The organism is Acinetobacter pollinis, from assembly GCF_015627175.1.
GTDB classification, from domain to species: Bacteria; Pseudomonadota; Gammaproteobacteria; order Pseudomonadales; family Moraxellaceae; genus Acinetobacter; species Acinetobacter pollinis.
Genome location: NZ_VTDQ01000010.1, coordinates 1 through 23925, shown reverse-complemented (window position 1 = coordinate 23925; position 23925 = coordinate 1). Strand labels below are relative to the sequence as shown.

The following is a 23925-nucleotide window of genomic DNA, read 5'->3' as shown; positions in this document are numbered from 1 at the left end:
TAAGCGTTTATTAGAAATTAAATGACATAGAAAGTTTGAGTGTACGTGGTGCACCTTCACCTACGTAATAGCCAGCATAGACGCCTGTCCAATAGTTCTTATTCATTACATTTTCAACACTACCCATAAAGGTAGTTTTATATCCTGCAATAGACGTGTTATAGCGTGCACCTAAATCCCAACGGAACCAACTTGGAATTTTTTGCGTATTGGCTGTATCTACATATTCACTACCGGTATAAATTGTATTTGTCATAAGTGTTAATCCCTCTAACTGAGGAACATCCCACTCTAAACCAAGGTTAGACTGCCAATGAGGAACGCCGTAAGCTCTGTTTCCATTATATGTTCCAGATGATGTCTTGGTTGTAATTGCATCTATATAAGTCACACCACCTAAAAGACGCACATCTTTTGTTATATTTCCTGCAGTCGTCCACTCAATACCACGATTTCGTTGCTCACCATCAGCATTATAGCTATTGGTTGATTTGTCATAAATCATGCTTGGTTTATCGATTTGATAAATACTTAATGTATTTCTAAATGTCCCATTTTCCCATTTTGTACCAAGCTCATATTGCTTAGTTTTATACGGTGCGAACACTTGACCATAATTTGATGCTGTTGTTGCAGTAACTTGGTCGCCTTGACTAAGGCCCTCAATATAATTGCCATAAAGGGAAATTGAATTATTCCAAGGTTTAACTACAAATCCTACAGCAGGTGTAACTGCACTTTTCTTATAAGATGCGCTTCCTGTAATTGCGGTACCGCTATTTGTCCAACTATGCGTATTTACATTTTGGAATCGTGCGCCTAACATTAGCTGATACTTTCCATCTACGAAAGATAGATTATCAGCAAGAGCAATACCTGAAAGCGTCACTTCTTTTGTTCTTGGTACAAACGTTGGGTCACTTGCAAATAAAGTATTACTGACTGGCGAATAAATATTAGATTTCCAAGAAACAGTACTATATCCAGAATCGGTATCTTGTTTTTCAACATTTCCGCTTAATACAAGATTATGATCAACAACACCAGTTTTGAACTGCCCACGTACACCTAACTCACCTGAACTTGTATGCGTAATGTTCGTGATATTACGTCCATTTGCGGTACAACTCCCATCTGTACTCGTTACTATACACAGCGCATTATTTGCAATTGCACCATGCGACTCTTGCTCTTTGGTACCTCCACTTGCATATACAGTCCAATTCGGTATGAAGTCATACTCTGCATGTCCTATAACTGCTTTGGTTTCACTGGTTGCATATGCACCCTGCATAATATTTGTAGAGGCCTTAGGTGCTGTCAAAATAGATGATGTTCTAAAGTATGCCATTAATGGCATACCACCCTCATACTTTTCTTTAATATAATAGGCATCTAGTGACGTTCGTAATTTTTCACCACGATAATCCAAAGCAATTGATCCGAGTGTTCGATCTTCAGTTTGCCCCTTAAGCGTCGTATCTCCATGGCCTTTAACTGCATTTACACGGATACCAAACTTATTACCTTCACCAAATCGACGCCCAACATCTAAATGCGCATCAACATTAGATTTTGATGTATAACTTGTTGTCAAACGTGTAATAGGCTCATCTGTTGCGCGTTTAGGTACCAGATTTATCGTACCCCCTACACTTCCACCAAGGGACATACCATAAAGCATGGCACTTGTTCCACGTAAGACCTCTACACGCTCTAAAAACTCAGTTGGCGTACGATTATGTGGGCTTAAACCATATAAGCCATTCCATGCAAACTCTTCAGTCGTTACATTTAAACCGCGAATATTAAAGTATTCTCCTAGGCCATTTGCACCAAAATAGTTACGCACAGAAGGTTCACTTGCCAATGCTTCTGCAACACTTTTTGCTTGATGATCCTCTATGTACTTTGCTGTATAACTTGCTGTACTAAACGGTGTATCCATAGCATCTTTATTTCCCAAGATGCCAATTTGACTTTTTCGACTGACTTGACCCGCTGAAATTGTATCTGTTGTATTTTTTGTTGCTTCAAGATTAATTGCCGGTAAAACTTGATAGTTATCACTTACTTCTGTTGATGCTTGTACTATTTGAGATAGCATCACACATGTAATACTTATCCCTAATACCGAAAGTTTAAAACCTAATACGTTATTCATTTTGAGCCTTGTAACTGTTCAAGCATAAAAATTTACATAAGCTTACTAATAATCATTATCAACTTATAGAAAATATTGGAAATAAATTTATAAAATTAGAAAAGTCATTGAAAAAATTAGATTTAAGTAAAAAAATAAATGAGAATAAGAATTATTAACTAAAAATCATGGATTAAGATATAATATAAGGAATATATAAACCAAGATACCAATGTTATAAAAATAGTGAATAATTTATGGAAATAAATAAATATTGTGATGATTTTAATATTTTCTGCTTACCGCCTGCTGGAAGTAGTTCATCTATCTACTTTCGCTGGAAGGAATACAGCCATCAAAAAATAAATATCATACCTTTAGATTATCTGGGACATGGTAAAAACATTAAATTTCCTCTCAGCTATGATCCTACTGTCATTGCTACGCACCTGATCAGTGAAATTGAGAAATATACAAATAAACCGTATGCGATATTTGGGCATAGTGTCGGTGGTTCTGTCTTATGGCGAATAGAAGAACAATTAAGGAAAAATACAGCACTCTATCAAAAACTCACAATGCTCATTGTAAGTGGGCGGCCTGCACCCTCTCATCTAAAAAACATGCATAAAAAAAGCAACCTGACTGACCATCAACTTCTTGAAGAAGTAAAATCTTATAATAACTTTCCTTCAGAAATTCTAAACAATAAAGATGCACTGAATTTTTTTATCAACATCTTAAAAAACGATTTTAAACTCAGTGATGCTATGCTAAATGATCAGCCATTACTTACAAATAAACCTGTCATGTGTATTTATGGAAAAGAAGATCCTTTTATTTCACAACATCATATGATGACAGACTGGAAAAATTATACATCTCAATGGCTAGATGCCTATGCTGTAGAAGGTGATCATTTTTATTTTCTAGATGAAGATATTTTAAAAGAATCTTTGAGCATTATTTCAACACAGATTTTTAAATTAATAAAAAATGATCACAGATAATTCAAAACAGATAAAACACCACAACTTAAGAAAAGAGGTCATTTTATCTAATACTTTATCATTACATAAAGTATCTATAGAAGGTTATGATAATCAAAATATAGAAGAGCTATATCAATATTATGCAATTCAAATACCAAATAGAATTATTCAAGCAGCTAAAAAAAGAAAACTTGAATTTTTGATAGGGCGTCTAGCACTTAAATCTGCTTTGAATGCTCAAGGAATTAAATACTTTAATTTAGTAAATGACAAATTAGGTGCACCTATTTGGCCAGAACCGTTACATGGTAGTTTGAGTCATACTATCGACAATAGTTTTTTTGGCAGTGCAATTGCAACGATTAACATCATTAATCAACATGTTGGCATAGATATTGAGTTTAAAAAGAATCAACTCTTATTCAACCAACAGCCAAATATGATAAATCAGTTTTTGAATAGCTTAGAAATTAAAAATATTGAAGTGTTTTCCCCTATAAGTTCTTTATTATATTTAATCATTTTTTCGGCAAAAGAAAGTATCATCAAAGCGGTATATAGCAAATACGGTAAAATTTTAAACTTTCTTGAAATTCAGCTTATGGATTATTGTAAGGAAAATAAGAAGCTTTACTTTGAGATTAATTTGTCAAATCTAATAATAAAAGTAGAAGTACACTATCTTATCTTAAGTTTAGAAATTATTACCTATTGTATGGTGACTTAATAAAAAAGCTTCATTCTTAATGAAGCTTTTTTACAATTGAAGTCATAAAATTAAAATAATTTTATTATAAATCAATCCCTTTGTCTGTCGGATTCTTTTCAAGATCTTTGAAAGAAGCACTTGGCTGAACATTTAAGTTTATATTGCTTGGTGGAATAGGAGATTGGAACCATTTCTTATAGAGCTTACTCATTTCACCTGAATGCCACATATTTGTAATGACATGGTCAGCAATTGCTTTGAGCTTAGGACTATCTTTTGCCATCATAATGCCATATGGTTCTTTTGAAAGCCCACCATCAATAATTTTATAATCGCTTGGGTTTTTAGATTTCGCAATAAAGGTCGTTAATGACACTTCATCCATTGCCCATCCAACCATTCTATCTGATGCAAGTAATTCTGCCGATTCTTTATTATCAGAACCATACACTGCTTTAAAATCTAATTCATCATTGCGTCTTAAAGATGTCATAAACTTTTCAGATGTCGTTCCCTTCGTTAGCACGATAGGACGACCCTTCAACTCATTCAAGTGATTAATCTTGGAGCTTTTTTTAACTGCTACGCCAACATCTGTAATAAAATAAGTTGTTGAGAAATCTACAACTTCATCTCTTTGTTTGATATGTGTACTGGTTCCACATTCTAAGTCGATTGCACCTGTAATTAGATCAGGGATACGAATCATTGGGTGTTCAATTTTATATTCGACTTTAATATTTGGATTATTAAGTGTTTTCTTAATTTCATTTGCAACATTACTACAAACATCAATCGCATAACCCATTGCTTTGCCATCAACGGTATAAGAAATAGGTTCTGCATTTTCTCTATAACCAATCGTTATCTTTCCAGATGTTTTTATACGGTCTAAAGTACTTTCTGCATTTACTTGTGTTGCGGTTAAGGCTGTTAAAATTGCTGTTGTAAGCAATAAAAGTCTCATGTTTTTCCCCTAAAGTAAGATATAAAAAATCAAATTTCTATTTTAAAATTTTGAGTTAATATACTAAATTAATATGTGAAATGGAACTTAAAAAGAACTATTTTTAGAGAACTATTTTTTTATTTTAAAAGATAAAGTTTAATACTTAAGATAAGCCTTTCATAGTCAAGACAATTTAATCTTTTAATCGGAAAAGAGTAAGTTTTATTACATAAAAAAAGCCTCAAGATAAATCTTGAGGCTTTTAGAATTTTGGAGCGGGAAACGAGACTCGAACTCGCGACCCCAACCTTGGCAAGGTTATGCTCTACCAACTGAGCTATTCCCGCAATGAAGAAATATTATAGGAGTTAAAAAACCTTTGTCAAGGATTTTTTAATCTGCTCTACGCCATACTGTGCCCTGACGTGTATCCTCTAATACAATACCTTTATCCAATAAATGCTGACGAACTTCATCTGCTTTTGCAAAATCTTTCAATTTTTTTGCATCTACACGTTGTGAAATGAGCTCTTCAATTTCAGCATCAGATAGTTCAAGTGCTGTTTGACCAATATCAGACTTCAAGAAATCATCAACAGAATGTTGGACTAGACCGAGAATATCCACTAAATATCTTAGCGTAGCATGATAACGACGAGCCTCGTTTTCAGCCTCTTCTTTCACTGCACGATTTAATTCACGAGATACTTCAAAGATAACAGCAAGTGCTTCAGCTGTATTAAAGTCATCTCTCATGACCTGATTAAAGCGGTCAATATAAGTTTGCTCTACAGACTCAGAGACCGCCATACCATAGCGTTGTTCAAATACTTTAAAAGCATTGTAAAACCGTGTCAGTGCAGCCTTCGACTCTTTTAGTGCAGTATCCGAAAAATTAATTGGACTACGATAATGTGAAGACATAATAAAATAACGAATCACTTCAGGATGAAACTTCTTTATCACATCACGAATTGTGAAAAAGTTTCCTAAAGACTTCGACATCTTCTCGCCATCAACATTAACAAACCCAACATGCATCCAATAGTTTACATATTGCTCGCCTGTTGCAGCTTCGCTTTGTGCAATTTCATTTTCGTGGTGTGGAAATGGTAAATCACCGCCTCCACCATGAATATCGAAATGATTTCCTAAGCAGCATGTAGACATTGCTGAGCATTCAATATGCCAACCTGGGCGCCCGTTACCCCATGGAGAATTCCAAAATGGTTCACTTGGCTTCGCATGTTTCCACAGTACAAAATCAAATGGATGCTTTTTCTCTACTTCAACATCTACACGGTCACTTGCACCCGCTTGCATATCTTCAAGCTTACGACCCGATAATCGGCCATAACGCTTAAACTTATCTACTTCAAAATATACGTCGCCATTATTTGCAGCATAAGCCGTACCATTGTTCACAAGTGTACCAATCATATTTTGCATTTCATCAATATAATCAGTTGCTTTTGGCGATTGGTCTGGTGGCACACAGCCTAATGCAGCAAAGTCTTCATTCATTGCATCAATAAACTTGTTGGTTAACTCACCAATACTTTCTCCACGCTCATTAGCACGTTGGATAATTTTGTCATCAATGTCTGTAATATTACGAATATATTGGACTTTCCAACCTTGGCTACGTAGAAAGCGAATAATGTAGTCAAATGCAACCACTGTACGAGCATGCCCTATATGACAGTAGTCATAAACTGTCATACCACAGACATAAATATCAATATGGCCATCTTTACGTGGGACAAATTCAACTTTTTTACGTTGCTCTGAGTTATATAAAACAAATGGTTGCATAGATCTTAATTTGTTTAAACGAAAGATATTCCATCATAACTGATCCGCTGTTTTTCACAAAGGCTTATACAATAAAAATGATAAGTTTGTGAAAAGATATACATTTAAAAACATGTATTTGTTTGTTATATGATACTATGCACATGATTTTTTGGTATATCCACATACCCGTTGTTGCATAAGGTAATCTGCTTTGAATTTTCCAAATCTACCCAACGAAGTTGATTTTAAAAAGGTTGCGTTAGAAACGCTAAAAATAGAACAACAAACACTCGACATTCTTGCCAATGAAATTGACGATCGCTTTGTTCACGCCTGCCAAATTATTCTTGAATGTAAAGGCCGTTTGGTCGTTACAGGCATGGGGAAATCTGGACATATTGGCAGAAAAATGGCAGCAACGTTTGCTTCTACAGGTACACCTTCATTCTTTATGCACCCAGGTGAAGCAGGTCATGGCGACCTAGGTATGCTCGTCAAAGGCGATGTTCTCATTGCAATTTCCAACTCAGGAAAAAGTGATGAAATTATGATGCTTATGCCTTTGATTAAACACTTAGAAATTCCACTCATTACAATTAGTGCAACAAATCAAGGTCCTATGCCCCAAAATGCAAATGTAGCGCTTACACTTGGTCATGCACAAGAAGCATGCCCACTTGGTCTAGCACCTACATCAAGCACAACAGCAACGCTTGTGCTTGGCGATGCACTTGCGGTTGCTCTATTAGATGCCCGTGGTTTTACTTCAGACGATTTTGCAAGATCTCATCCTGCAGGTGCACTAGGTAAACGTTTACTATTACATGTAAAACACCTCATGCATACTGGTAATGATCTTCCACGTGTAGCTCCTGAAACTAAAATGGGACAGGTTTTATTTGAGATTACAGAAAAACGCTTGGGATTAACCACAGTAGTTGACAAAAACAATACTCTGCTTGGTATTTTCACAGATGGAGATTTACGTCGCTTAATCGATAAGCAACAAGGTTTTGATGTAAACTTACCTATCTCTGAAGTTATGATTCAAAACCCTGCAACAATTTCAGAAAATGAGCGTGCTGTAGAAGCACTTACGCAATTAAATACAAAAAAAATTAATCAATTTGTTGTTGTAGATGATGCAAATAAAGTCATTGGTGTATTGGGTATGCATGACCTTATTCGCGCGGGAGTAGCATAATATGACTTCGCAAGTACAATTTGAAAAAGCTAAAAATATACAAGCACTTGTACTAGATGTAGATGGTATCCTCAGCGACGGCTTTGTTACTCTCACAAACTCAGGAGATGAAATTAAATCTTTTGATATTCGTGATGGACTTGGAATGAAGCTTGTACAACAAGCAGGTCTAAAGGTTATTATTATTACAGGTCGTCAAAGCCAGATTGTCACTAAAAGAATGACCGATTTGGGGGTAGATCTCATTTACCAAGGACGTGAAGACAAAGGAACTGCTTTACAAGAAGCTTGTAAACGACTTTCTTTAAACCCTGAAGACTGTTTATATATGGGAGATGATTGGCCTGACCTTTCCGCTTTCTCAATTGCAGGCATGAAAGTAACCGTTCCTAACGGTCATATAGAAGTTCGTAAACGTGCAGATTTTGTCACACAGGCCATGGGTGGCCGAGGGGCTGTACGGGAAGTATGCGACATATTGCTTGAGGCAAATGGTCATTACGAACAGCTTCTAAAAAAATATTTAGCAACATCTCATTAAAGCTCTTAACGATTTAGTTTGATAAACTACGCTTATGGAAACAAAAAACTTATATGTTATAGCACTTGTGATTGCAACCGTAAGCGGTGGTTACTATTACTATAGTGGAAATAGTAAAAAGCTAGATACCAATGCATCACGTAATATGACGTACGCTGCACAAAACGTTCAACTGACTCAAACTGATGAGAAGGGAGATGTTTCAGTACGCGCATCTGTAGACCAAATTATACAAAATAAACAAGATGCAACCACACAAATGTATAATTTACATGCTACAACTTATAGCAAAGGACAAGAAAATGGTACATATTATGCCCCACGTGGTGATGGCTATAATGACAACCAAAAACTTGTTCTAAGAGATGATGTTGTCGTTCATAGGAACTCTCCTCAAGGTACGATCACATTTAAAACTGATGAACTTACAGGTTATCCAAAAGAAAAACGTGTAGAAACAAAGCATGATGTACATGTTGATTCTGCACAAAGTCAATTTGTGAGTCAGGGTCTAAATGCAGATCTCAATTCAGGACAATATGAGTTTTTTAATATTCGAGGAAAGTATGCACCTAAATCCTAAAAAACAATCTCATTATAAAACTTTCCTAAAATGCGCCATGGCTGGAGCTATATCATTTACAGCAATGGCAACATTTGCTCTACCTAGCGATCGTAACCAACCCATTTCTCTAGTCGCAGACCGAGCGACATATAACGACAAAACAGGCGTTACGACTTACACAGGTAATGTTATCATTGAACAAGGTACAATGAAGCTACAAGCTGCTTCTGTCGTTGCGCAACTGAATAAAAACCGCCAAATCAGTACTGTAACGGCAACAGGTAGCCCTGCTCGCTTCCAACAAAAGATGGATGTCAATAAAGGCCTCGCCAAAGGGCAAGGACAAAAAATTGTCTACAATGCCGACTCGGGAATTATTACCCTCACTGGAAATGCTTTTGTTGATCAAGATGGTGCAAGTGTTAAGGGTGAAACTTTACGCTACAGCATGAACAAAGGTGACATCGAGGCTATTGGTAGTAGCAACTCTAGCGCAACGAACACCAGTGCTTCTGAAAATCGTGGCCGTGTACAAATTGTTATTCCACCAAATACATCAAAAGCAACACCTGGAGCTGTTGGTCAATGAATACAGCAATGACACCACAAACACTTCGAATTAAACACCTTGCAAAAAACTATAGTAAACGTTGGGTTGTAAAAGATGTTTCATTTGAAATGCAGAGTGGACAAATTGTAGGATTACTTGGTCCAAATGGTGCAGGTAAAACAACCAGTTTCTATATGGTCGTTGGTCTTGTCCGCATGGATAAAGGTGAAATTTATTTAGATGACCAAGACTTATCAAACTTTGCTATGCATGAGCGCGCACGCAAAGGCTTAGGCTACCTTCCTCAAGAAGCATCTATTTTCCGCAAACTGACGATTGGGGAAAATATTATGGCAATTTTGGAAACACGTAAGTCTTTAAACAAAGCTCAGAGAGAAGAGCGTTTAAAAGAATTACTCGAAGATTTCAAAATTACGCATATTAAAGACTCTTTGGGTATGAGTGTTTCAGGCGGTGAGCGCCGTCGTGCAGAAATTGCACGCGCTTTAGCAGCAGATCCTAAATTTATGTTGTTAGATGAACCTTTTGCAGGTGTAGACCCAATCTCTGTAGGCGATATTAAAGATATTATTCAAACATTAAAAGATCGTGGTATTGGTGTTCTTATTACCGACCATAATGTACGTGAAACACTTGCAATTTGTGAAAAGGCTTACATCGTCAGCGAAGGCGCTGTCATCGCAGAAGGAACAGCAGAAGAAGTTCTTGCCAACAGTACTGTTCGCGAAGTTTATTTGGGTGATGACTTCACAGTATAGTTCATTATTTCAAGCAAAGTTAATCCAACTTAACTTTGCTTCTTATCTTTTAAAAATAACCAGTGTATAGCTACAAATATATTTAATAATACGATACTTATAGCCCAAACAGGTACGATAAAATACAGCATTATTAGTATGACTATACATACACTTAACTGCATATAACTTGCACGGCGCCACCAGTGCATCAATTGATGGTTACACTGATATAATGTCTGCCACGGCTTCATATAACTAAACCAAGCTCGATATGCAAAGAAAATAATCATCAGTAATGCAAGTCCTGCCAAGACTAAAAATAGTTGATTAATCCATCCAAATAAAATACCAATATGTAAATCCACTCCCCAACGGGTTAACTTTGCAGACAGTGGAAAATCTTTAAAATAAATACGATCTATAATCTTTTGTTGTTTTATATCTACAGCTAAAGCATCTATTTTTATAGGCCACTGGTGTTGCAACTCTTCAATGACCCAAGCACGCTTTTCATCGTAACTTGGTTTAATTTGTAGTGCAGACGCATTTAATCCACTTGCACGTGCAATATTTAATATTTCATCAAAATCAGTAAGGTTTTTTAATTTCATTTCACTGTTATGATGCATCATCATTCCCATACGATGCTCAGCATGTTCATCTGGCTGTACCCGTTGATGTGTACCCAGTTGAGTATTTAAAGATGGCGTGTCACTATTAATCCAATGCCTAAATTTTGCAATATTTCCCCCTGCCCAGTTTGACCATGTTAACCCTGTTACCGAAAAAAAGAGAAGCATGGGTAAAACACAAATTCCGATTAAACTGTGCCAATGTATAGAACGCCTCCTAATATGCTCACCTACATTTTTTCTTTTTATTCTTAACCATTGAATAAGTCCTGTAATTGCAAAAATACCTAGCCAACTCGCCGCAAGCTCGCTATAAATGCGACCATATTGACCAAGTAGTAAATCCCTATGCAAATGATCTAAAAACGTTCGCATAGGCAATATTCCACTTGTACCATAAACAGATAATTTACCTTGCATTGTTAGATTATAAGGATTAATAAAAATAGCTGTTGTTTGGCTTGGGTTATTCATGTCCATATACAATACGCGTGTTGTTGTATTGGCATCTTTTGCAGGTCGAACAGCAATAATATGCGCAGATGATGGTACAAACTTCTGAGCACGCTGTACTTGCTCACTTAATAAATAAGGTACTTGGTGAGATTGATGTTTTGCAACTAAATAGGTCTCATACAGTGTTTTTTCGATTTGAGGTGTCAAACCATAAAGCGTTCCTGTAAGTGCTGCAATAAAAATAAATGGCGCCACCAAAACACCTACATAAATATGTAAGACTCTTAAGGTCTGATCTAAAAAATTTCTAAACGGAAGGCTTCGGCGCATTTTATTAGCAACATAATTTTTACTTTACATATATTAACAATTATAGAGTAATATAGGTGTGCTTTTCATATTTTGATAATATATTTCTGTGTATGCGTAAACTTGCTTTATCACTTGCGACCATTGCATTGATATTCCAAAGCCTTGTGTTTTGGCAGGTACTTATGCCTCAATCTATGCATATGAATGCAGTCTGTATCGAAATAGAAAAAGTAACTCCATCACATATACATACTCATGCAAAAGATATGCGTATGTATATGGAAAAAAAGCAAATATCAAATTTCAATGACTGTCATTTTTGCCAAGTTTTTTCACATTTCACAAATACGACTACATTCGCTCCTCAGCTAGTGACATATAAAATACAGGTTAAGTTACTGTTCTTAGCCAGTATTACGTATATATTTCTTTATTTACGTCAACTTCTCTTATTCCCACAAAGCCGTGGCCCACCTCTATTCTTATAAATACAAAATCAGGTGCTGATTAAATTTAAATCAGAAAAATCTAAACATATTCAATAGAGTTAGACAATATATGTCTCAGTTTCTTTCACCCAAATTTTATATCATTGTGTTGGGTTTTATCACAATACAAACCGCTTGTGCAGACGATACACGATTACCTACAATACAGTTAACGGCAAAGGTAAATCAGGAAAATAGCTTAGAAAGTAAATCACTTACAGGTTTTAAACATGACATCTTAGAGGTTCCTTTTAATAAATCACACGTCTCACAAGAGGTTATTGAAAAACAAAACATACAACGAGTGAGTGATGCACTCTCACAAGTTAGTGGTGTATTTTATCAAGACAGTTATGGTGGTGGTTTTTGGGACAACTACTCCTTTAGAGGATTTAGTACAGACCCGAATATGGGAACAAATAGTCTAAGAAATGGTTTAAGTACAATTAGTGGCATTCACACACCACAAAATATGGTGAATGTAGAAAGTATTGATTTTCTAAAAGGCCCAGTCGCAGCCATGTATGGTCAAAGTGCTATTGGTGGCATGATGAATATTACAACCAAGAAACCTTCATGGACATCTTTACATACTCTCTCTTTGAGTACTAGCACAGACCAACAATACCGAACATCCCTTGACCTTACAGATCCAATTAATGATCGTCTTGCCTATCGCTTAGGTCTTGCCTATGAAAATAACCAAAGCTTTAGAAATGATGTAACTCAAAAGCATTATTTTATTGCACCGCAAATGACATGGAAAATTTCTGATCACACACAACTTTTTTTAGATACTGAGTTTGCAAAATATTCTGGATTATTTGATCGCGGCATCCCACTCATTAATGGAGAATTTGCTGATATTAGAAATTTTTATGGTGACCCTCGCGATGGTAATATGCAGGTAAAATCTAATTTTTATCAAATTAGGCTAAATCATCAAATTACTCCAGATTGGGAAAGCTCAAGTGCATTGAGTTACAACGATGGCGAACGTTTTGGTACATCCAGTGAAATATCATCAGTCGCTACAGACTTACAAACACTTAATCGATTCCGAAGATATAGATACTTCTCGACAAATACGCTTTTACTACAAAGTGTACTAAAGGGACATATCAATGACACTTTCGGTTTAAAACACGAAGTCTTAGTTAATGCCGAAATTGGAACTTATAAAATTCACCAACTCCAAAAGCGAAATCTTGCAGGAACAAATAGTTCAATTAACTTTTATACACCTACAAACAACAGCACACCTTTAACTCTTGGAAGAACAACAAAGTATTCTGATGAAAAACAAAATACTTTAGGTATTAATTTACAAGATCAGATTTTCTTCAATGATCAATGGAGTCTTTTACTTGGTGCACGACTTGATCAAATGCAGCAACGTATTATAGATCGGAAAAATCAGATACAAGCAAAGAAAACATATATACCTTTTAGCCCAAGATTAGGTCTCAACTATCAGGTGAATCAACATTTAGCTTTCTATAGCAATTGGGGAAAAGCGTTTGAAATGAATACAGGTTTAAATAAAAACCATTCCCTTTACTCCCCTGAACAAACACGAAGCTGGGAATTAGGTGGAAAGTATTCATTTAATCCAATGAGTTTATTGAGCCTGACTTACTTCGATATGACGAAAAAGCACCTACTTACAGAGGGGATTACAGACAGTTATGTAGATACAGGTAAAGCACAAAGCCGTGGTATTGAAGCAAGCCTTTTACATCACTTTAATGATCATTTTAATATCAGCGCAAACTATACTTTTACCAATGCCTCTATCTTAGAAAGTGAAGTAGAAGCTAAAGGTGCAAGACTAAAGAACATTCCAAAACACAGTGCCAACTTTACCGCAAATTATAATTTTAATATCAAACAATATCCGATAGATGCATCACTCAGTGCAAACTATTATGGTACACGTAGTGCAAATTATATTGATAATGGCACAAGCCTACCTGCGTTTACTACCATTAATTTGGGGGTAGGTATGCAAATAAATCCTGATTTAAAAGCACGTTTAAACATCACTAACTTACTCAATAGAACCTACTATGTATCGAGTTATACCAATTATTGGGTACAACCCGGAGAGCCATTAAAAGCAACGTTATCTTTTGACTGGAATTTCTAAACCATCAAACGGCGTACCTATGTGCTTAGATACGCCGTTGTTTCGTAAAATAAAGTGTCAAAGCATAAAAAACCATCAACATATGTTTATTTTTCTCGTATAATGACCCGCTTATCTATCATGTACTGTTCTACGATTTTTTATTATGCAAAGACCTAAACTAGAGTTGCCAAATAAGGCGGATAAGTTATTACTTCATTCTTGTTGCGCACCATGCTCTGGTGAAGTGATGGAAGCACTCATCGAATCTGAAATTGACTTTTCAATCTTCTTTTATAATCCCAATATTCACCCTGTAAAAGAATATATCATTCGTAAAGAAGAAAACATTCGGTTTGCTGAAAAACATAATATTCCTTTCATCGACTGTGACTACGATACAGACAACTGGTTCGAACGTGCAAAAGGCATGGAAGAAGAACCTGAACGTGGAATTCGTTGCACTATGTGTTTCGATATGCGCTTTGAGCGTACAGCACTTTATGCACACGAACATGGGTTTCCTGTCATTTCAAGTTCGTTAGGTATCTCTCGCTGGAAAGATATGAAACAGATTAATGGCTGTGGTGTACGTGCCGCATCTCATTATCCCGACATGACATATTGGGAATACAACTGGCGTAAAGGCGGTGGTTCAAGCCGTATGATTGAAATTAGTAAACGTGAAGAATTCTACCAACAAGAATATTGTGGTTGCGTTTATTCTCTACGTGACACAAACCGCTTCCGTAAAAGCCAAGGTAGAGACCGAATTAAGCTCGGTGTAAAATTCTACTCAGCAATGAGCAATGAGCAATGAAGAATAATCACGTTTAAGAGCTTCAAATGATTGAGGCTCTTTTTATTTTCCCCAAATATTTTCTAAAACACTTAGCCAGTTTCTATGACTAATTTTATCAATCAAATCGTCACTATATCCATGCGCTGAAAGTTTATCTATAATTTTTGGAAAGCAAGAAATATCAGCCCATCTATTCGACATAAAGCCACCATCATAGTCAGAGCCGAATCCAACATGATCCTCTCCTAAATATTCAATAAGATGATCAAAATGGCGAATTAAAATGTCAAATGATGTTTCTGCATTACGCTTCCCATCCTCACGTAAAAAAGCAGTATCTAAATTTACGCCAACAAAACCTTTAGATGAAGCAATTTCTTCTAGCTGCATATTTGTTAGATTACGCGCTTGAGGACATATTTCATGTACATTAGAATGCGTCGCTATAATGGGTTGTTGTAAAATATTTGCAGTGTCCCAAAATGCTTTTTCATTCATATGAGAGACATCAACAACCAAGCGTTTATGCTGACAATATTGAATCAACTCTTTTCCTAATCCTGTTAAGCCATGCCCTGTATCAGGCGAATGAGGAAAAGGTGCATTTAAACCATGGCCAAACTGGTTTGGCATATTCCATAGTGCACCAATACTTCTTAGTCCCGCAGCATAAAAGATATCAAGTAAATGAAAATCTGTATCAAGTACTTCGGCACCTTCTATATGCATAACCACTGCAAAAATCCCATTTGCAATACAAGCATTAATTTCGGCAACAGTTCGACAAATCTTAATTTTTCCTGCTGATTTTTCTTCAATTTGCAATAAATACGACATTTGTGCAAAACAAATCTGTTCAACTTGCTGCATTGTATATGTCGTTTGATGTGCAGTTGCATTTATTTTATGTGGATAGTTCTTTTTTACATATTCAAATGGCGGAACAAAAATAGCAAAAAGACCACCAATGAGATGACCTTTTTGACATCTCTCCCAGTCCATTTGTCCTGTAAGCGTAGTGTGCAAAAAAGCAGATGATGGATCGTCATCATCTGCTAACCAAAGTCTTGCTAAAAGATCATTATGACCATCAAATATCTTTGGTTTTTGCATTTAAAGCTATCCTTTAGAAACCAAGATCAACTTAGAGTTCTTTTTATTTCTAAATGTCAACTCATGTAATGCAAGCTCACGTTCACTTTCTTCTCTTGCCTTTAAAATTAAATGATGATGGTCTGACTTTGAGCAGACAGGATCAGGCTGAGATGCATCTCCTGTCAGCATAAAAGCTTGACAGCGACAACCACCAAAGTCTTTTTTCTTTTCGGGGCAACTTTTACATGGCTCAGGCATCCATGCATCACCTCGGAAGTGATTAAACCCTGTAGAGCGATACCATATATCAGAGAGCTTTTCATCTTTGACATTAGGGAAATTCATTGGGAGTTGACGCGCTGCATGACATGGTAATGCCGTACCATCAGGTGTAATTGTCAAGAAAATACTTCCCCAACCATTCATACAGGCTTTTGGACGCTCTTCATAATAGTCAGGTACTACAAAGATAAGCTTACATGGATTTCCTGCATCACTGAGCTTCTTACGATATTCATTAGTAATCCGCTCGGCACGTACCAATTGTTCCTTAGTCGGAAGAAGGCCTTGTCTATTTAAGTATGCCCATCCATAAAACTGACAAATTGCAAGTTCAACTTGATCTGCTTCAAGTTCGATACAAAGCTGAATAATATCTTCGATCTGATCAATATTATGTCTGTGTATCACAAAGTTCAGAACCATCGGATATTCATATTTTTTAACAAGCCGTGCAATTTCGTTTTTCTTTTCGAAAGCGCGTTTTGAACCTGCCAGCATATCATTAATGACAGGATCACTGGCTTGAAAACTCACCTGAATATGATCTAAACCAGCTTGCTTAAACTGAGCAATTTTTTCTTCATTAAACCCAAGGCCTGAAGTAATCAGGTTAGTGTAAAAACCTAATTTATGTGCATATTCAATAAGTTCAGGTAAATCTTGGCGAACCAAGGGTTCTCCACCCGAAAACCCTAACTGAACTGCGCCCATCTCGCGTGCTTGTTTAAATACATTAAACCACTGCTCTGTTGTTAGCTCATTTTGCATAGATGCAAATTCAAGCGGATTTGAACAGTATGGGCATTGTAAAGGACAGCGATATGTCAGCTCGGCAAGCAACCAAAGCGGTAAACCAACCTCACTCATGTGTCTAACTTAATCCAGTTTTCTTTTTGCGCTACAAGCATATAATCGACCACATCGGTATCAATTTGTTCAATATCACCAAACTGTTGTTTTAAGTTTGCAATAATATCTGCAATCGTACGCTGACCATCAATATGCTGTGCAATCGCTGCGGCAGATTCATTCAGCTTAATCATTCCCTCAGGATACAAAATGATATGTGCCTGTTGTGATGGCTCATACTGAAAACGATAGCCACGCTGCCATACGGGTACAATACTTGTATCTAAACTCATTTAAATAGTCCTTTATGCCATACGGGTTGGTCTGTCACACTATGATACGGTGCTTCATTGTGCACATACGCTAAAGTCAGCGCATCTAAAATTGACCATAAAATATCAAGTTTAAATTGCAAAATTTCTAACATACGTTGTTGTGACTCACATGTTGTAAAAGAATCCAACGTAATATTTAAACCATGCTCAACATCACGGCGAGCTTGTCCCAGTCTTGAGCGGAAATAGTCATACCCTTGTTCATTAATCCAAGGATAATGCTGAGGCCAAGAGTCTAAACGCGATTGATGAATCTTAGGTGCAAAAAGCTCAGTCAAAGAGCTACTTGCTGCTTCACGCCAAGATGTACGGCGAGCAAAATTTACATATGCATCTACAGCAAAACGTACACCCGGCAGTACAAGCTCTTCTGAAATCACTTGTTCTCGTGTTAGACCGACTGCTTTAGCTAACCGCAGCCATGCTTCACGCCCACCACCATCTGGATATTCACCATCTTGATCAATCATACGCTGAATCCACTCTTGGCGTACACGTTGATCAGGACAATTTGCCATAATCGCAGCATCTTTTAAAGGAATATTAATTTGATAATAATATCTATTGGCAACCCATGCTTGAATTTGCTTTTGAGTTGCTCGTCCTTCATGCATCATGACATGAAATGGATGATAAATATGATAGTATTTTCCCTTATCTAGAATAGCTTTCTTAAATTCCTCGGTCGTAAAAGCTGTCTGCGTCTGACTCATTTTCTTTCCTTGCGCTTATGTATTAGAGCTCAATTTGCATGCCGTCAAATGCGACTTCTACATTATGTTTCTTTAATGTTGCGAATTGCTCTGAATCTTCGTCCAAAATTGGGTTTGTATTATTAATATGAATATATACCTTACGAGTATCTTCAAGTTGGTCTAAATAAGATAAAGATCCACCCTCGCCGTAAATATATAGATGCCCCATATCTTTACCGGTTTTCGTACCAACACCACGCGTTTGCATTTCGTGGTCTGTCCACAGTGTACCGTCAATCATCACACAATCAGAAGCTTGCATGATTTGCATGACTTCATCATCGACTTTTCCTAAACCCGGTGCATAAAATAATTGCTTCTGTGTTTTGCGATCTTTGATAATCATAGCAATATTATCACCATCGTGCGGGTCATTTCTGTGTGGTGAATATGGCGGTGCTGCGCTACGAATAATTAAAGGTATAAACTCTAAATTTTCAAACCCATCAATTTTAAATTGCTTTGTTGGATCAATCTTATGATGATTTAGCCCACCATTCCAATGTTTTAACATATTAAATAGTGGAAAACCGGTACTTAAGTCCTGATGTACCATATCTGTACACCATACATTTATTGGACAACCTTCTCGAAGAGTAATTAAACCTGTCGTATGATCAAGTTGGCTATCCATAAGTACAACACTTTTAATACCTGTATCTCGCAATGCTCTTGCTGGTTGTGCTGCTTTAAAGTCAAAAAGTTGCTGACGAATATCTGGGGAAGCATTAAATAAAACCCAATCTATACCATTTTCAGAAACTGCTATGGATGACTGTGTTCTTGCTTTTGCATTGAGTGTCCCCTTTCTTAAACCATCACAATTTGCGCAATTACAGTTCCATTGAGGAAAACCACCACCTGCTGCTGAACCTAACACATAAACGTACATATATTATTTACCTATTCCACAAAAACATAAGCCCTAGAAATTCTAGGGCCTATCAATAAATACTTTAAAATTAACGATGTTCAAAATACATTGTTACTTCAAAGCCAATACGTAAATCAGTGTATGCAGGTTTCGTCCATTGCATGTCCAATACTCCAATCATTATGTGCTAATTGGTCGCACATCCGTTTAAGGTTAAATTTAAACTTATATTCTAACGAACTTTATACAAAATATATAGTCTATAAGTTTCACAAAATGTAAATTATCCCTGATAACGACCTAATCGTTCAGTAAGCAAATCGAAAAAGCCATCTCGATCAATGGTATTTAGAAAATAAGCATTTTGTGTTCGACCCGTCACTTTCCACCAGTCAGCAACTGTTGCACCTGCAGTGAGTGGACTCTCTGTTTCTATTTCGACATTAATGTGTTTACCTGTAAATAGATCTGGGCGAATGAGATATCCCATGACGCACGGATCATGCAACGGTGCACCAGCTGAACCATATTTTTCTTTATCATATCTTTCAAAAAAATCGGTCCAAGATGCGACCGCTTCACCCACAGAGGTTTTAAATGCACGTAATTGTTGAATCCACTGTGCATTTGTTAATGCTTTATGAGTCACATCTAAAGGTACAACAGTCAAATCGATGCCTGCATCAAATACAACTTTTGCCGCATCAGGGTCTACAAACATATTAAATTCTGCTGAAGGTGTAATGTTGCCTCCTTCAAAGAATCCTCCACCCATTGAAATAATTTTCTGAATACGTGTCGCAATATCAGGGGCTTTCATTAAAGCTTGTGCAATATTTGTCATTGGCCCTAATGTACACAATGTAATTGTTTTCTCAGGCGCATTCCGAAATGTTTCTATAATAAAATCTACGGCGTGTTGAGGTTGTAATGGCATCGTTGGCTCAGGCAATTCAATACCATCTAAACCTGTTTTACCATGTACATTTTCCGCAGTCACTAACGGCTTTTTAAGTGGTTTGTCGCAACCTGAAAAAATTTTAATATCTGAACGATTTGCCAGTTCACAAATAATACGCGCATTTTTAGTAGTTAAATCTAATGGCACATTGCCAGCAACTGTTGTAATCCCAATTACATCTAACTCTGGACTTGCAAGCGCAAGTAATATTGCTACGCCATCATCTTGACCAGGATCAGTATCAATAATAATTTTTTGAGCTGAAGCTAACATGTAAGTACCCTTAATTTGCAGAAAATCAACATCACTGTTGGAGGGGCACTATACATTGAAGCCCCTATGAAGTGAACCTAAGGCTGTATAATTCTAATACATTTATCGTAAAAAAAGCCAAGCGAAATAGCTTGGCTTAGATCTATTGTTTATGGCTACATTGTAAAAGAAAGACAAATACCTGCAATAGTCGCACTCATAAGATTTGATAATGTCGCAGCCAATAAAGCGCGCATTGCAAGTTTAGAAAGCACTGGCGTTAAACTTGGCTCAACAACACTAAAAGCACCAATAACAATCCCGATTGAGCTAAAGTTTGCAAAACCACATAGCCCAAATGAAATAATAGCTGCGGTATGTGGTGAAATACTATGATCTGCCAAATGTGGTGCTAACCCTAGGTAAGCAACAAACTCATTAATGGCAAGCTTTTGACCCAGTAATGCACCTGCTAAAGAAGCATCGTTCCAATCTACCCCCATTAGGTATGCAAGTGGAGATAAGATATATCCAAAGATTGAGTTAATTGATAAATCCGAGAATCCAAATAGACCACCGATACCACCGACCAAACCATTTAATAATGCCAATAAGCCAACAAATACCATAATGACTGTACCAACCCCTGCGGCTATTTTTAACCCAAGCATTGCACCACTGGCAGCAGCTTCAATAATGTTAGTAGGTTTATGTTCACCAAACGAAATATCTTTAACTTCTACCTGTGAAACTTCCGTAGCAGGACTAAGTAACCTTGCAAACAAGATACCCCCTGGAATCGCCATTAAAGAAGCTGCAAGTAAATAAGTCATAGGCACCCCAAGACCGGCATAACCAACAAGTACCGAACCAGAAACAGCAGCCATTCCACTACACATTACAGTGAACAATTCATTTTTATTCATTTTTAATAAAAATGGTCGGAGTGCAGCAGGCAGTTCATTTTGTCCAATAAAAATGGTCGTTACTGCAGCAAAGGATTCAACTTTACTAATATTTAGAATTTTTTGAAATGCACCACCTAAAATACGAATAAAAACATTCATAATCTTAAGATAGTACAAAATAGTAATAAGTGCTGTTACGAAGATAATTGTAGGTAATACTTTAAAAGCAAAGATAAAACCTGCACCATCAAATACCGTGTTCATTTTGTTTCCAACCAATGGGCCAAAAAGAAATGAACTTCCAGCATCTGAATAGCTAATAATTTTATTAAAGCCTACCGCGAGCTGTTCAAATAAATATTTACCAAAAGGAACATATAAAATTAGAATCCCCAATGCAAATTGCAAGCCCAATGCAGGTAAAATCGTGCGTATCTTAATCATTCTTCTGTTATTGGAAAATATAAAACCAATGAGCAATAGAATTAATATACCAATTAAGCCGCGGTATTCAGACATACTTATCTCCGTAATATAAGCACAACTATGCCACTAACTTTCAAAAGGTTATGAAAATTAGAGATTCATTTTCTTATATTACAAAACTTAGATTAAACTGGATGTTGCAGTAGATTGCTTTGAAATCTACCTAAACAGACTATTTATGCCAAACAATAGACACAAAAAAGAAGTAGTTAAAATTAAGTCACTGTTATTTAAACATAAACTTATTTAGACCACCTCATTGGCGACAAATGTAACAAATTTCTACTAAAATATCGAATACTTTTTTAGTTATCTTGGCGTGTAAGTTTTTTGTTAGATTGTTTAAGGATGATCTTTTGGGCATTTACTACTTAAACGCAAAGTAAAATCTCCTAAAACACGTTATTATTTACAAACGTTTTCTGTTTTGAGTTATTCATGAATTCTACATCTCAAAAAAAATTGGTTGTCTTAGGCAGTATTAATGCAGACCATATTTTGAAATTAGATCACTTCCCTCACCCTGGCCAGACACTGACAGGTAAAGACTATCAAGTTGCATTCGGTGGCAAAGGTGCAAACCAAGCTGTTGCAGCCGGTAGAAGTGGTGCAAATATTTCATTTATTGCATGTGTAGGAGATGATGCTATTGGAACAAGTGTTAAAACTCAACTTCAGCAAGATCATATAAATATTTCTGCAATAGAGTCTATTGCAAATGAGTCGACAGGCGTTGCTCTTATTTTCGTCAATCAATTGGCTGAAAACTGTATTGGTATTTGTGCAGGTGCGAATGCAAGCTTAACTCCATCTTATGTTCATCGTTATCAATCGGTTATTCAAAATGCAGACGCACTTTTATTACAGCTAGAGACACCTTTAGAAAGTATTATTGAAGCTGCAAAAATTGCCAATGCATCAAATGTACGTGTCATTTTAAACCCAGCGCCAGCACGTGAACTTCCAGAACAGCTATTAAATCTAGTCGATATCATTACACCAAATGAAACCGAAACACTCAGCCTTACAGGTAAAATTGTACATAACGAGCAAGATGCTAACGAAGCTGCACAAATTTTACATGGAAAAGGCATTAAAACTGTAGTCATTACCATGGGTGCACGTGGTGTATGGCTCAGTGAGAATGGACAGGGTCAGCTGATTCAAGGCTTCAAAGTCGATGCTGTCGATACTATTGCCGCAGGTGACACCTTTAATGGCGCTTTTGTAACCGCGCTCTTAGAAGAAAAAACAGCACAGAATGCTGCTCGCTTTGCTAACGCTGCTGCCGCGCTTGCAGTGACTCGTTCAGGGGCACAACCCTCTGTACCATGGCGTCAAGAAATTGATAGCTTTTTAGAAAACCAATAAATTATAGCACCCTTATGTCACCCTTCCATAAGGGTGCTATTTTACATCATGCTGTCGAAGACAACTAATGTGATGTACTTATTTTATATAAATATAAGGAAAATTATCTACTTAATTTGAGTTTATATTGACACTACAACAGAACAAAAATAAAGTATTTAGCATATTAAAAGGAATTTCTTCTAAAGTTTAATTCATGAACAGTACAGAATATACACTTGACCAACTTGATTACAAAATATTATCTGCCCTTAAAAACAATGGGAGATTAACCGTAGCACAACTTGCCGAGACCATTGGATTGTCTTCCTCCCCATGTTGGACACGCTTAAAACGTTTAGAATCCCTTAAAGTTATTGAAGGATATACAGCGACAATTAATCGTAAAGCATTAGGCATTCATGAATTGTTTTTTATTGAAATTACATTGGAAAGACATGATGATGAAACGCTCGAGAAATTTAGCCAAGTCTTGGCAGATATTCCTGAAATTATAGAAGCACATTTAGTCACAGGCGAATATGACTACCTATAGTCAAACAATCAAAAATATAAGACAATTTAAAAATGAGTTATTCAGAACATTTTAGACGAAAAGTGATAGCGAAGCTTGAGGAAGGATATTCCATACGAGCGGTATCGACACAATTTGAAATTGATAAAAATACAATTTTGAGCTGGAAAAAACGAATTGAGGTTAAAAGAACTCGCCCACGCAAACCTTTTAA

At 36.5% G+C, this 23925-nt stretch carries 24 protein-coding genes, 1 tRNA gene and 1 pseudogene; 13 read left to right on the top strand and 13 right to left on the bottom strand.

Features of this window, described 5'->3' with window-relative positions; all coding sequences use genetic code 11:
• Window positions 1-10: 10 nt before the first annotated feature.
• The gene (locus I2F23_RS05820) at window positions 11-2164 is read right to left on the bottom strand and encodes a TonB-dependent receptor (RefSeq protein WP_195771619.1); all 2154 of its coding nucleotides are present in this window, start codon (window positions 2162-2164) and stop codon (window positions 11-13) included.
• Window positions 2165-2400: 236 nt separating this feature from the next.
• Here I2F23_RS05820 and I2F23_RS05815 point away from each other — a divergent pair, with 236 nt between their 5' ends.
• Entirely contained in the window at window positions 2401-3153 is a 753-nt protein-coding gene (locus tag I2F23_RS05815; RefSeq protein ID WP_195771618.1) for a thioesterase II family protein, read from the top strand.
• Window positions 3140-3862: a 4'-phosphopantetheinyl transferase family protein gene (locus tag I2F23_RS05810; RefSeq protein ID WP_195771617.1), complete on the top strand. Its 723-nt coding sequence runs from the start codon at window positions 3140-3142 to the stop codon at window positions 3860-3862. The genes I2F23_RS05815 and I2F23_RS05810 overlap by 14 nt, the downstream gene beginning before the upstream one ends.
• Window positions 3863-3926: 64 nt before the next feature.
• Here the strand turns inward: I2F23_RS05810 and I2F23_RS05805 are convergent, their stop codons facing one another.
• The 3 genes from I2F23_RS05805 to cysS form a co-directional block, all read right to left on the bottom strand.
• A complete protein-coding gene (locus I2F23_RS05805; RefSeq protein WP_195771616.1) occupies window positions 3927-4811 on the bottom strand; it encodes an amino acid ABC transporter substrate-binding protein in 885 nt (294 codons plus the stop codon).
• Between the two features lie 253 nt (window positions 4812-5064).
• Window positions 5065-5140 (bottom strand) — tRNA-Gly (locus tag I2F23_RS05800).
• Between the two features lie 46 nt (window positions 5141-5186).
• Window positions 5187-6608: a cysteine--tRNA ligase gene (gene cysS, locus I2F23_RS05795; RefSeq protein ID WP_195771615.1), complete on the bottom strand. Its 1422-nt coding sequence runs from the start codon at window positions 6606-6608 to the stop codon at window positions 5187-5189.
• 193 nt (window positions 6609-6801) lie between these two features.
• Here cysS and I2F23_RS05790 point away from each other — a divergent pair, with 193 nt between their 5' ends.
• From I2F23_RS05790 to lptB, 5 genes are read left to right on the top strand one after another with little or no spacing between them, the layout of a single operon-like run.
• Window positions 6802-7794 (top strand): KpsF/GutQ family sugar-phosphate isomerase, encoded by a 993-nt coding sequence (locus tag I2F23_RS05790; RefSeq protein WP_195771614.1) that lies wholly within the window; start codon window positions 6802-6804, stop codon window positions 7792-7794.
• Between the two features lies 1 nt (window position 7795).
• Window positions 7796-8335 carry a KdsC family phosphatase gene (locus I2F23_RS05785; RefSeq protein ID WP_195771613.1) on the top strand — a complete coding sequence of 180 codons (540 nt, stop codon included), beginning with the start codon at window positions 7796-7798 and terminating at the stop codon, window positions 8333-8335.
• Window positions 8336-8369: 34 nt separating this feature from the next.
• Window positions 8370-8918 (top strand): LPS export ABC transporter periplasmic protein LptC, encoded by a 549-nt coding sequence (gene lptC / locus I2F23_RS05780; protein ID WP_195771612.1) that lies wholly within the window; start codon window positions 8370-8372, stop codon window positions 8916-8918.
• Window positions 8902-9489 (top strand): lipopolysaccharide transport periplasmic protein LptA, encoded by a 588-nt coding sequence (lptA, locus tag I2F23_RS05775; RefSeq protein WP_195771611.1) that lies wholly within the window; start codon window positions 8902-8904, stop codon window positions 9487-9489. The genes lptC and lptA overlap by 17 nt, the downstream gene beginning before the upstream one ends.
• Window positions 9486-10229 carry an LPS export ABC transporter ATP-binding protein gene (gene lptB / locus I2F23_RS05770; RefSeq protein WP_195771610.1) on the top strand — a complete coding sequence of 248 codons (744 nt, stop codon included), beginning with the start codon at window positions 9486-9488 and terminating at the stop codon, window positions 10227-10229. The genes lptA and lptB overlap by 4 nt, the downstream gene beginning before the upstream one ends.
• 29 nt (window positions 10230-10258) lie before the next feature.
• On the opposite strand, the gene I2F23_RS05765 is transcribed toward lptB, so the two are convergent.
• Window positions 10259-11629, bottom strand: coding sequence for a PepSY-associated TM helix domain-containing protein (locus tag I2F23_RS05765; RefSeq protein WP_195771609.1), 1371 nt, complete (start codon window positions 11627-11629; stop codon window positions 10259-10261).
• A gap of 92 nt (window positions 11630-11721) precedes the next feature.
• Here I2F23_RS05765 and I2F23_RS05760 point away from each other — a divergent pair, with 92 nt between their 5' ends.
• The 3 genes from I2F23_RS05760 to I2F23_RS05750 all read left to right on the top strand — a co-directional run bounded on the left by I2F23_RS05760 (window position 11722) and on the right by I2F23_RS05750 (window position 15047).
• Window positions 11722-12099 carry a hypothetical protein gene (locus I2F23_RS05760; protein WP_195771608.1) on the top strand — a complete coding sequence of 126 codons (378 nt, stop codon included), beginning with the start codon at window positions 11722-11724 and terminating at the stop codon, window positions 12097-12099.
• Between the two features lie 70 nt (window positions 12100-12169).
• Complete coding sequence (locus I2F23_RS05755; protein ID WP_195771607.1) at window positions 12170-14248, top strand: TonB-dependent receptor; 2079 nt, start codon at window positions 12170-12172, stop codon at window positions 14246-14248.
• A gap of 145 nt (window positions 14249-14393) precedes the next feature.
• The gene (locus tag I2F23_RS05750) at window positions 14394-15047 is read left to right on the top strand and encodes an epoxyqueuosine reductase QueH (RefSeq protein WP_195771606.1); all 654 of its coding nucleotides are present in this window, start codon (window positions 14394-14396) and stop codon (window positions 15045-15047) included.
• Window positions 15048-15089: 42 nt separating this feature from the next.
• Here I2F23_RS05750 and I2F23_RS05745 read toward each other — a convergent pair whose 3' ends face one another.
• From I2F23_RS05745 to I2F23_RS05710, 8 genes are all read right to left on the bottom strand, one after another.
• Window positions 15090-16142, bottom strand: a complete 1053-nt coding sequence (locus tag I2F23_RS05745) for a dipeptidase (RefSeq protein ID WP_195771605.1) — start codon at window positions 16140-16142, stop codon at window positions 15090-15092.
• Window positions 16143-16148: 6 nt separating this feature from the next.
• Entirely contained in the window at window positions 16149-17273 is a 1125-nt protein-coding gene (gene pqqE, locus I2F23_RS05740) for a pyrroloquinoline quinone biosynthesis protein PqqE (protein ID WP_195771604.1), read from the bottom strand.
• Window positions 17270-17548: a pyrroloquinoline quinone biosynthesis peptide chaperone PqqD gene (pqqD, locus tag I2F23_RS05735; protein ID WP_195771603.1), complete on the bottom strand. Its 279-nt coding sequence runs from the start codon at window positions 17546-17548 to the stop codon at window positions 17270-17272. Before pqqD ends, pqqE begins: the two co-directional genes overlap by 4 nt.
• The gene (gene pqqC / locus I2F23_RS05730; protein ID WP_195771602.1) at window positions 17545-18303 is read right to left on the bottom strand and encodes a pyrroloquinoline-quinone synthase PqqC; all 759 of its coding nucleotides are present in this window, start codon (window positions 18301-18303) and stop codon (window positions 17545-17547) included. The genes pqqD and pqqC overlap by 4 nt, the downstream gene beginning before the upstream one ends.
• A gap of 22 nt (window positions 18304-18325) precedes the next feature.
• A complete protein-coding gene (pqqB, locus tag I2F23_RS05725) occupies window positions 18326-19237 on the bottom strand; it encodes a pyrroloquinoline quinone biosynthesis protein PqqB (protein ID WP_195771601.1) in 912 nt (303 codons plus the stop codon).
• A 70-nt stretch (window positions 19238-19307) separates the two neighbouring features.
• A complete protein-coding gene (gene pqqA / locus I2F23_RS05720; protein ID WP_081401732.1) occupies window positions 19308-19382 on the bottom strand; it encodes a pyrroloquinoline quinone precursor peptide PqqA in 75 nt (24 codons plus the stop codon).
• Window positions 19383-19502: 120 nt separating this feature from the next.
• Window positions 19503-20453 (bottom strand): nucleoside hydrolase, encoded by a 951-nt coding sequence (locus I2F23_RS05715; protein ID WP_195771600.1) that lies wholly within the window; start codon window positions 20451-20453, stop codon window positions 19503-19505.
• Window positions 20454-20608: 155 nt separating this feature from the next.
• Entirely contained in the window at window positions 20609-21859 is a 1251-nt protein-coding gene (locus I2F23_RS05710; RefSeq protein ID WP_195771599.1) for a NupC/NupG family nucleoside CNT transporter, read from the bottom strand.
• 405 nt (window positions 21860-22264) lie between these two features.
• On the opposite strand from I2F23_RS05710, the gene rbsK reads away from it, so the two are divergent.
• From rbsK to I2F23_RS05695, 3 genes and pseudogenes are all read left to right on the top strand, one after another.
• On the top strand, window positions 22265-23197 hold the full coding sequence (rbsK, locus tag I2F23_RS05705) for a ribokinase (RefSeq protein WP_195771598.1): 933 nt from the start codon (window positions 22265-22267) through the stop codon (window positions 23195-23197).
• Window positions 23198-23393: 196 nt separating this feature from the next.
• A pseudogene (locus I2F23_RS05700) lies at window positions 23394-23729 on the top strand (Lrp/AsnC family transcriptional regulator); the annotation flags it as partial.
• Window positions 23730-23764: 35 nt separating this feature from the next.
• On the top strand, window positions 23765-23925 hold a 161-nt coding region (locus tag I2F23_RS05695; protein ID WP_213014676.1), incomplete at its 3' end, for a helix-turn-helix domain-containing protein.

What these genes read in the sequence shown, in the direction of transcription:
- I2F23_RS05820 (WP_195771619.1), bottom strand. Translation starts at nt 2,164, where the DNA reads ATGAATAACGTATTAGGTTTTAAACTTTCGGTATTAGGGATAAGTATT.
- I2F23_RS05815 (WP_195771618.1), top strand. Translation starts at nt 2,401, where the DNA reads ATGGAAATAAATAAATATTGTGATGATTTTAATATTTTCTGCTTACCG.
- I2F23_RS05810 (WP_195771617.1), top strand. Translation starts at nt 3,140, where the DNA reads ATGATCACAGATAATTCAAAACAGATAAAACACCACAACTTAAGAAAA.
- I2F23_RS05805 (WP_195771616.1), bottom strand. Translation starts at nt 4,811, where the DNA reads ATGAGACTTTTATTGCTTACAACAGCAATTTTAACAGCCTTAACCGCA.
- cysS (WP_195771615.1), bottom strand. Translation starts at nt 6,608, where the DNA reads ATGCAACCATTTGTTTTATATAACTCAGAGCAACGTAAAAAAGTTGAA.
- I2F23_RS05785 (WP_195771613.1), top strand. Translation starts at nt 7,796, where the DNA reads ATGACTTCGCAAGTACAATTTGAAAAAGCTAAAAATATACAAGCACTT.
- lptC (WP_195771612.1), top strand. Translation starts at nt 8,370, where the DNA reads ATGGAAACAAAAAACTTATATGTTATAGCACTTGTGATTGCAACCGTA.
- lptA (WP_195771611.1), top strand. Translation starts at nt 8,902, where the DNA reads ATGCACCTAAATCCTAAAAAACAATCTCATTATAAAACTTTCCTAAAA.
- lptB (WP_195771610.1), top strand. Translation starts at nt 9,486, where the DNA reads ATGAATACAGCAATGACACCACAAACACTTCGAATTAAACACCTTGCA.
- I2F23_RS05765 (WP_195771609.1), bottom strand. Translation starts at nt 11,629, where the DNA reads ATGCGCCGAAGCCTTCCGTTTAGAAATTTTTTAGATCAGACCTTAAGA.
- I2F23_RS05760 (WP_195771608.1), top strand. Translation starts at nt 11,722, where the DNA reads ATGCGTAAACTTGCTTTATCACTTGCGACCATTGCATTGATATTCCAA.
- I2F23_RS05755 (WP_195771607.1), top strand. Translation starts at nt 12,170, where the DNA reads ATGTCTCAGTTTCTTTCACCCAAATTTTATATCATTGTGTTGGGTTTT.
- I2F23_RS05750 (WP_195771606.1), top strand. Translation starts at nt 14,394, where the DNA reads ATGCAAAGACCTAAACTAGAGTTGCCAAATAAGGCGGATAAGTTATTA.
- I2F23_RS05745 (WP_195771605.1), bottom strand. Translation starts at nt 16,142, where the DNA reads ATGCAAAAACCAAAGATATTTGATGGTCATAATGATCTTTTAGCAAGA.
- pqqE (WP_195771604.1), bottom strand. Translation starts at nt 17,273, where the DNA reads ATGAGTGAGGTTGGTTTACCGCTTTGGTTGCTTGCCGAGCTGACATAT.
- pqqD (WP_195771603.1), bottom strand. Translation starts at nt 17,548, where the DNA reads ATGAGTTTAGATACAAGTATTGTACCCGTATGGCAGCGTGGCTATCGT.
- pqqC (WP_195771602.1), bottom strand. Translation starts at nt 18,303, where the DNA reads ATGAGTCAGACGCAGACAGCTTTTACGACCGAGGAATTTAAGAAAGCT.
- pqqB (WP_195771601.1), bottom strand. Translation starts at nt 19,237, where the DNA reads ATGTACGTTTATGTGTTAGGTTCAGCAGCAGGTGGTGGTTTTCCTCAA.
- I2F23_RS05715 (WP_195771600.1), bottom strand. Translation starts at nt 20,453, where the DNA reads ATGTTAGCTTCAGCTCAAAAAATTATTATTGATACTGATCCTGGTCAA.
- I2F23_RS05710 (WP_195771599.1), bottom strand. Translation starts at nt 21,859, where the DNA reads ATGTCTGAATACCGCGGCTTAATTGGTATATTAATTCTATTGCTCATT.
- rbsK (WP_195771598.1), top strand. Translation starts at nt 22,265, where the DNA reads ATGAATTCTACATCTCAAAAAAAATTGGTTGTCTTAGGCAGTATTAAT.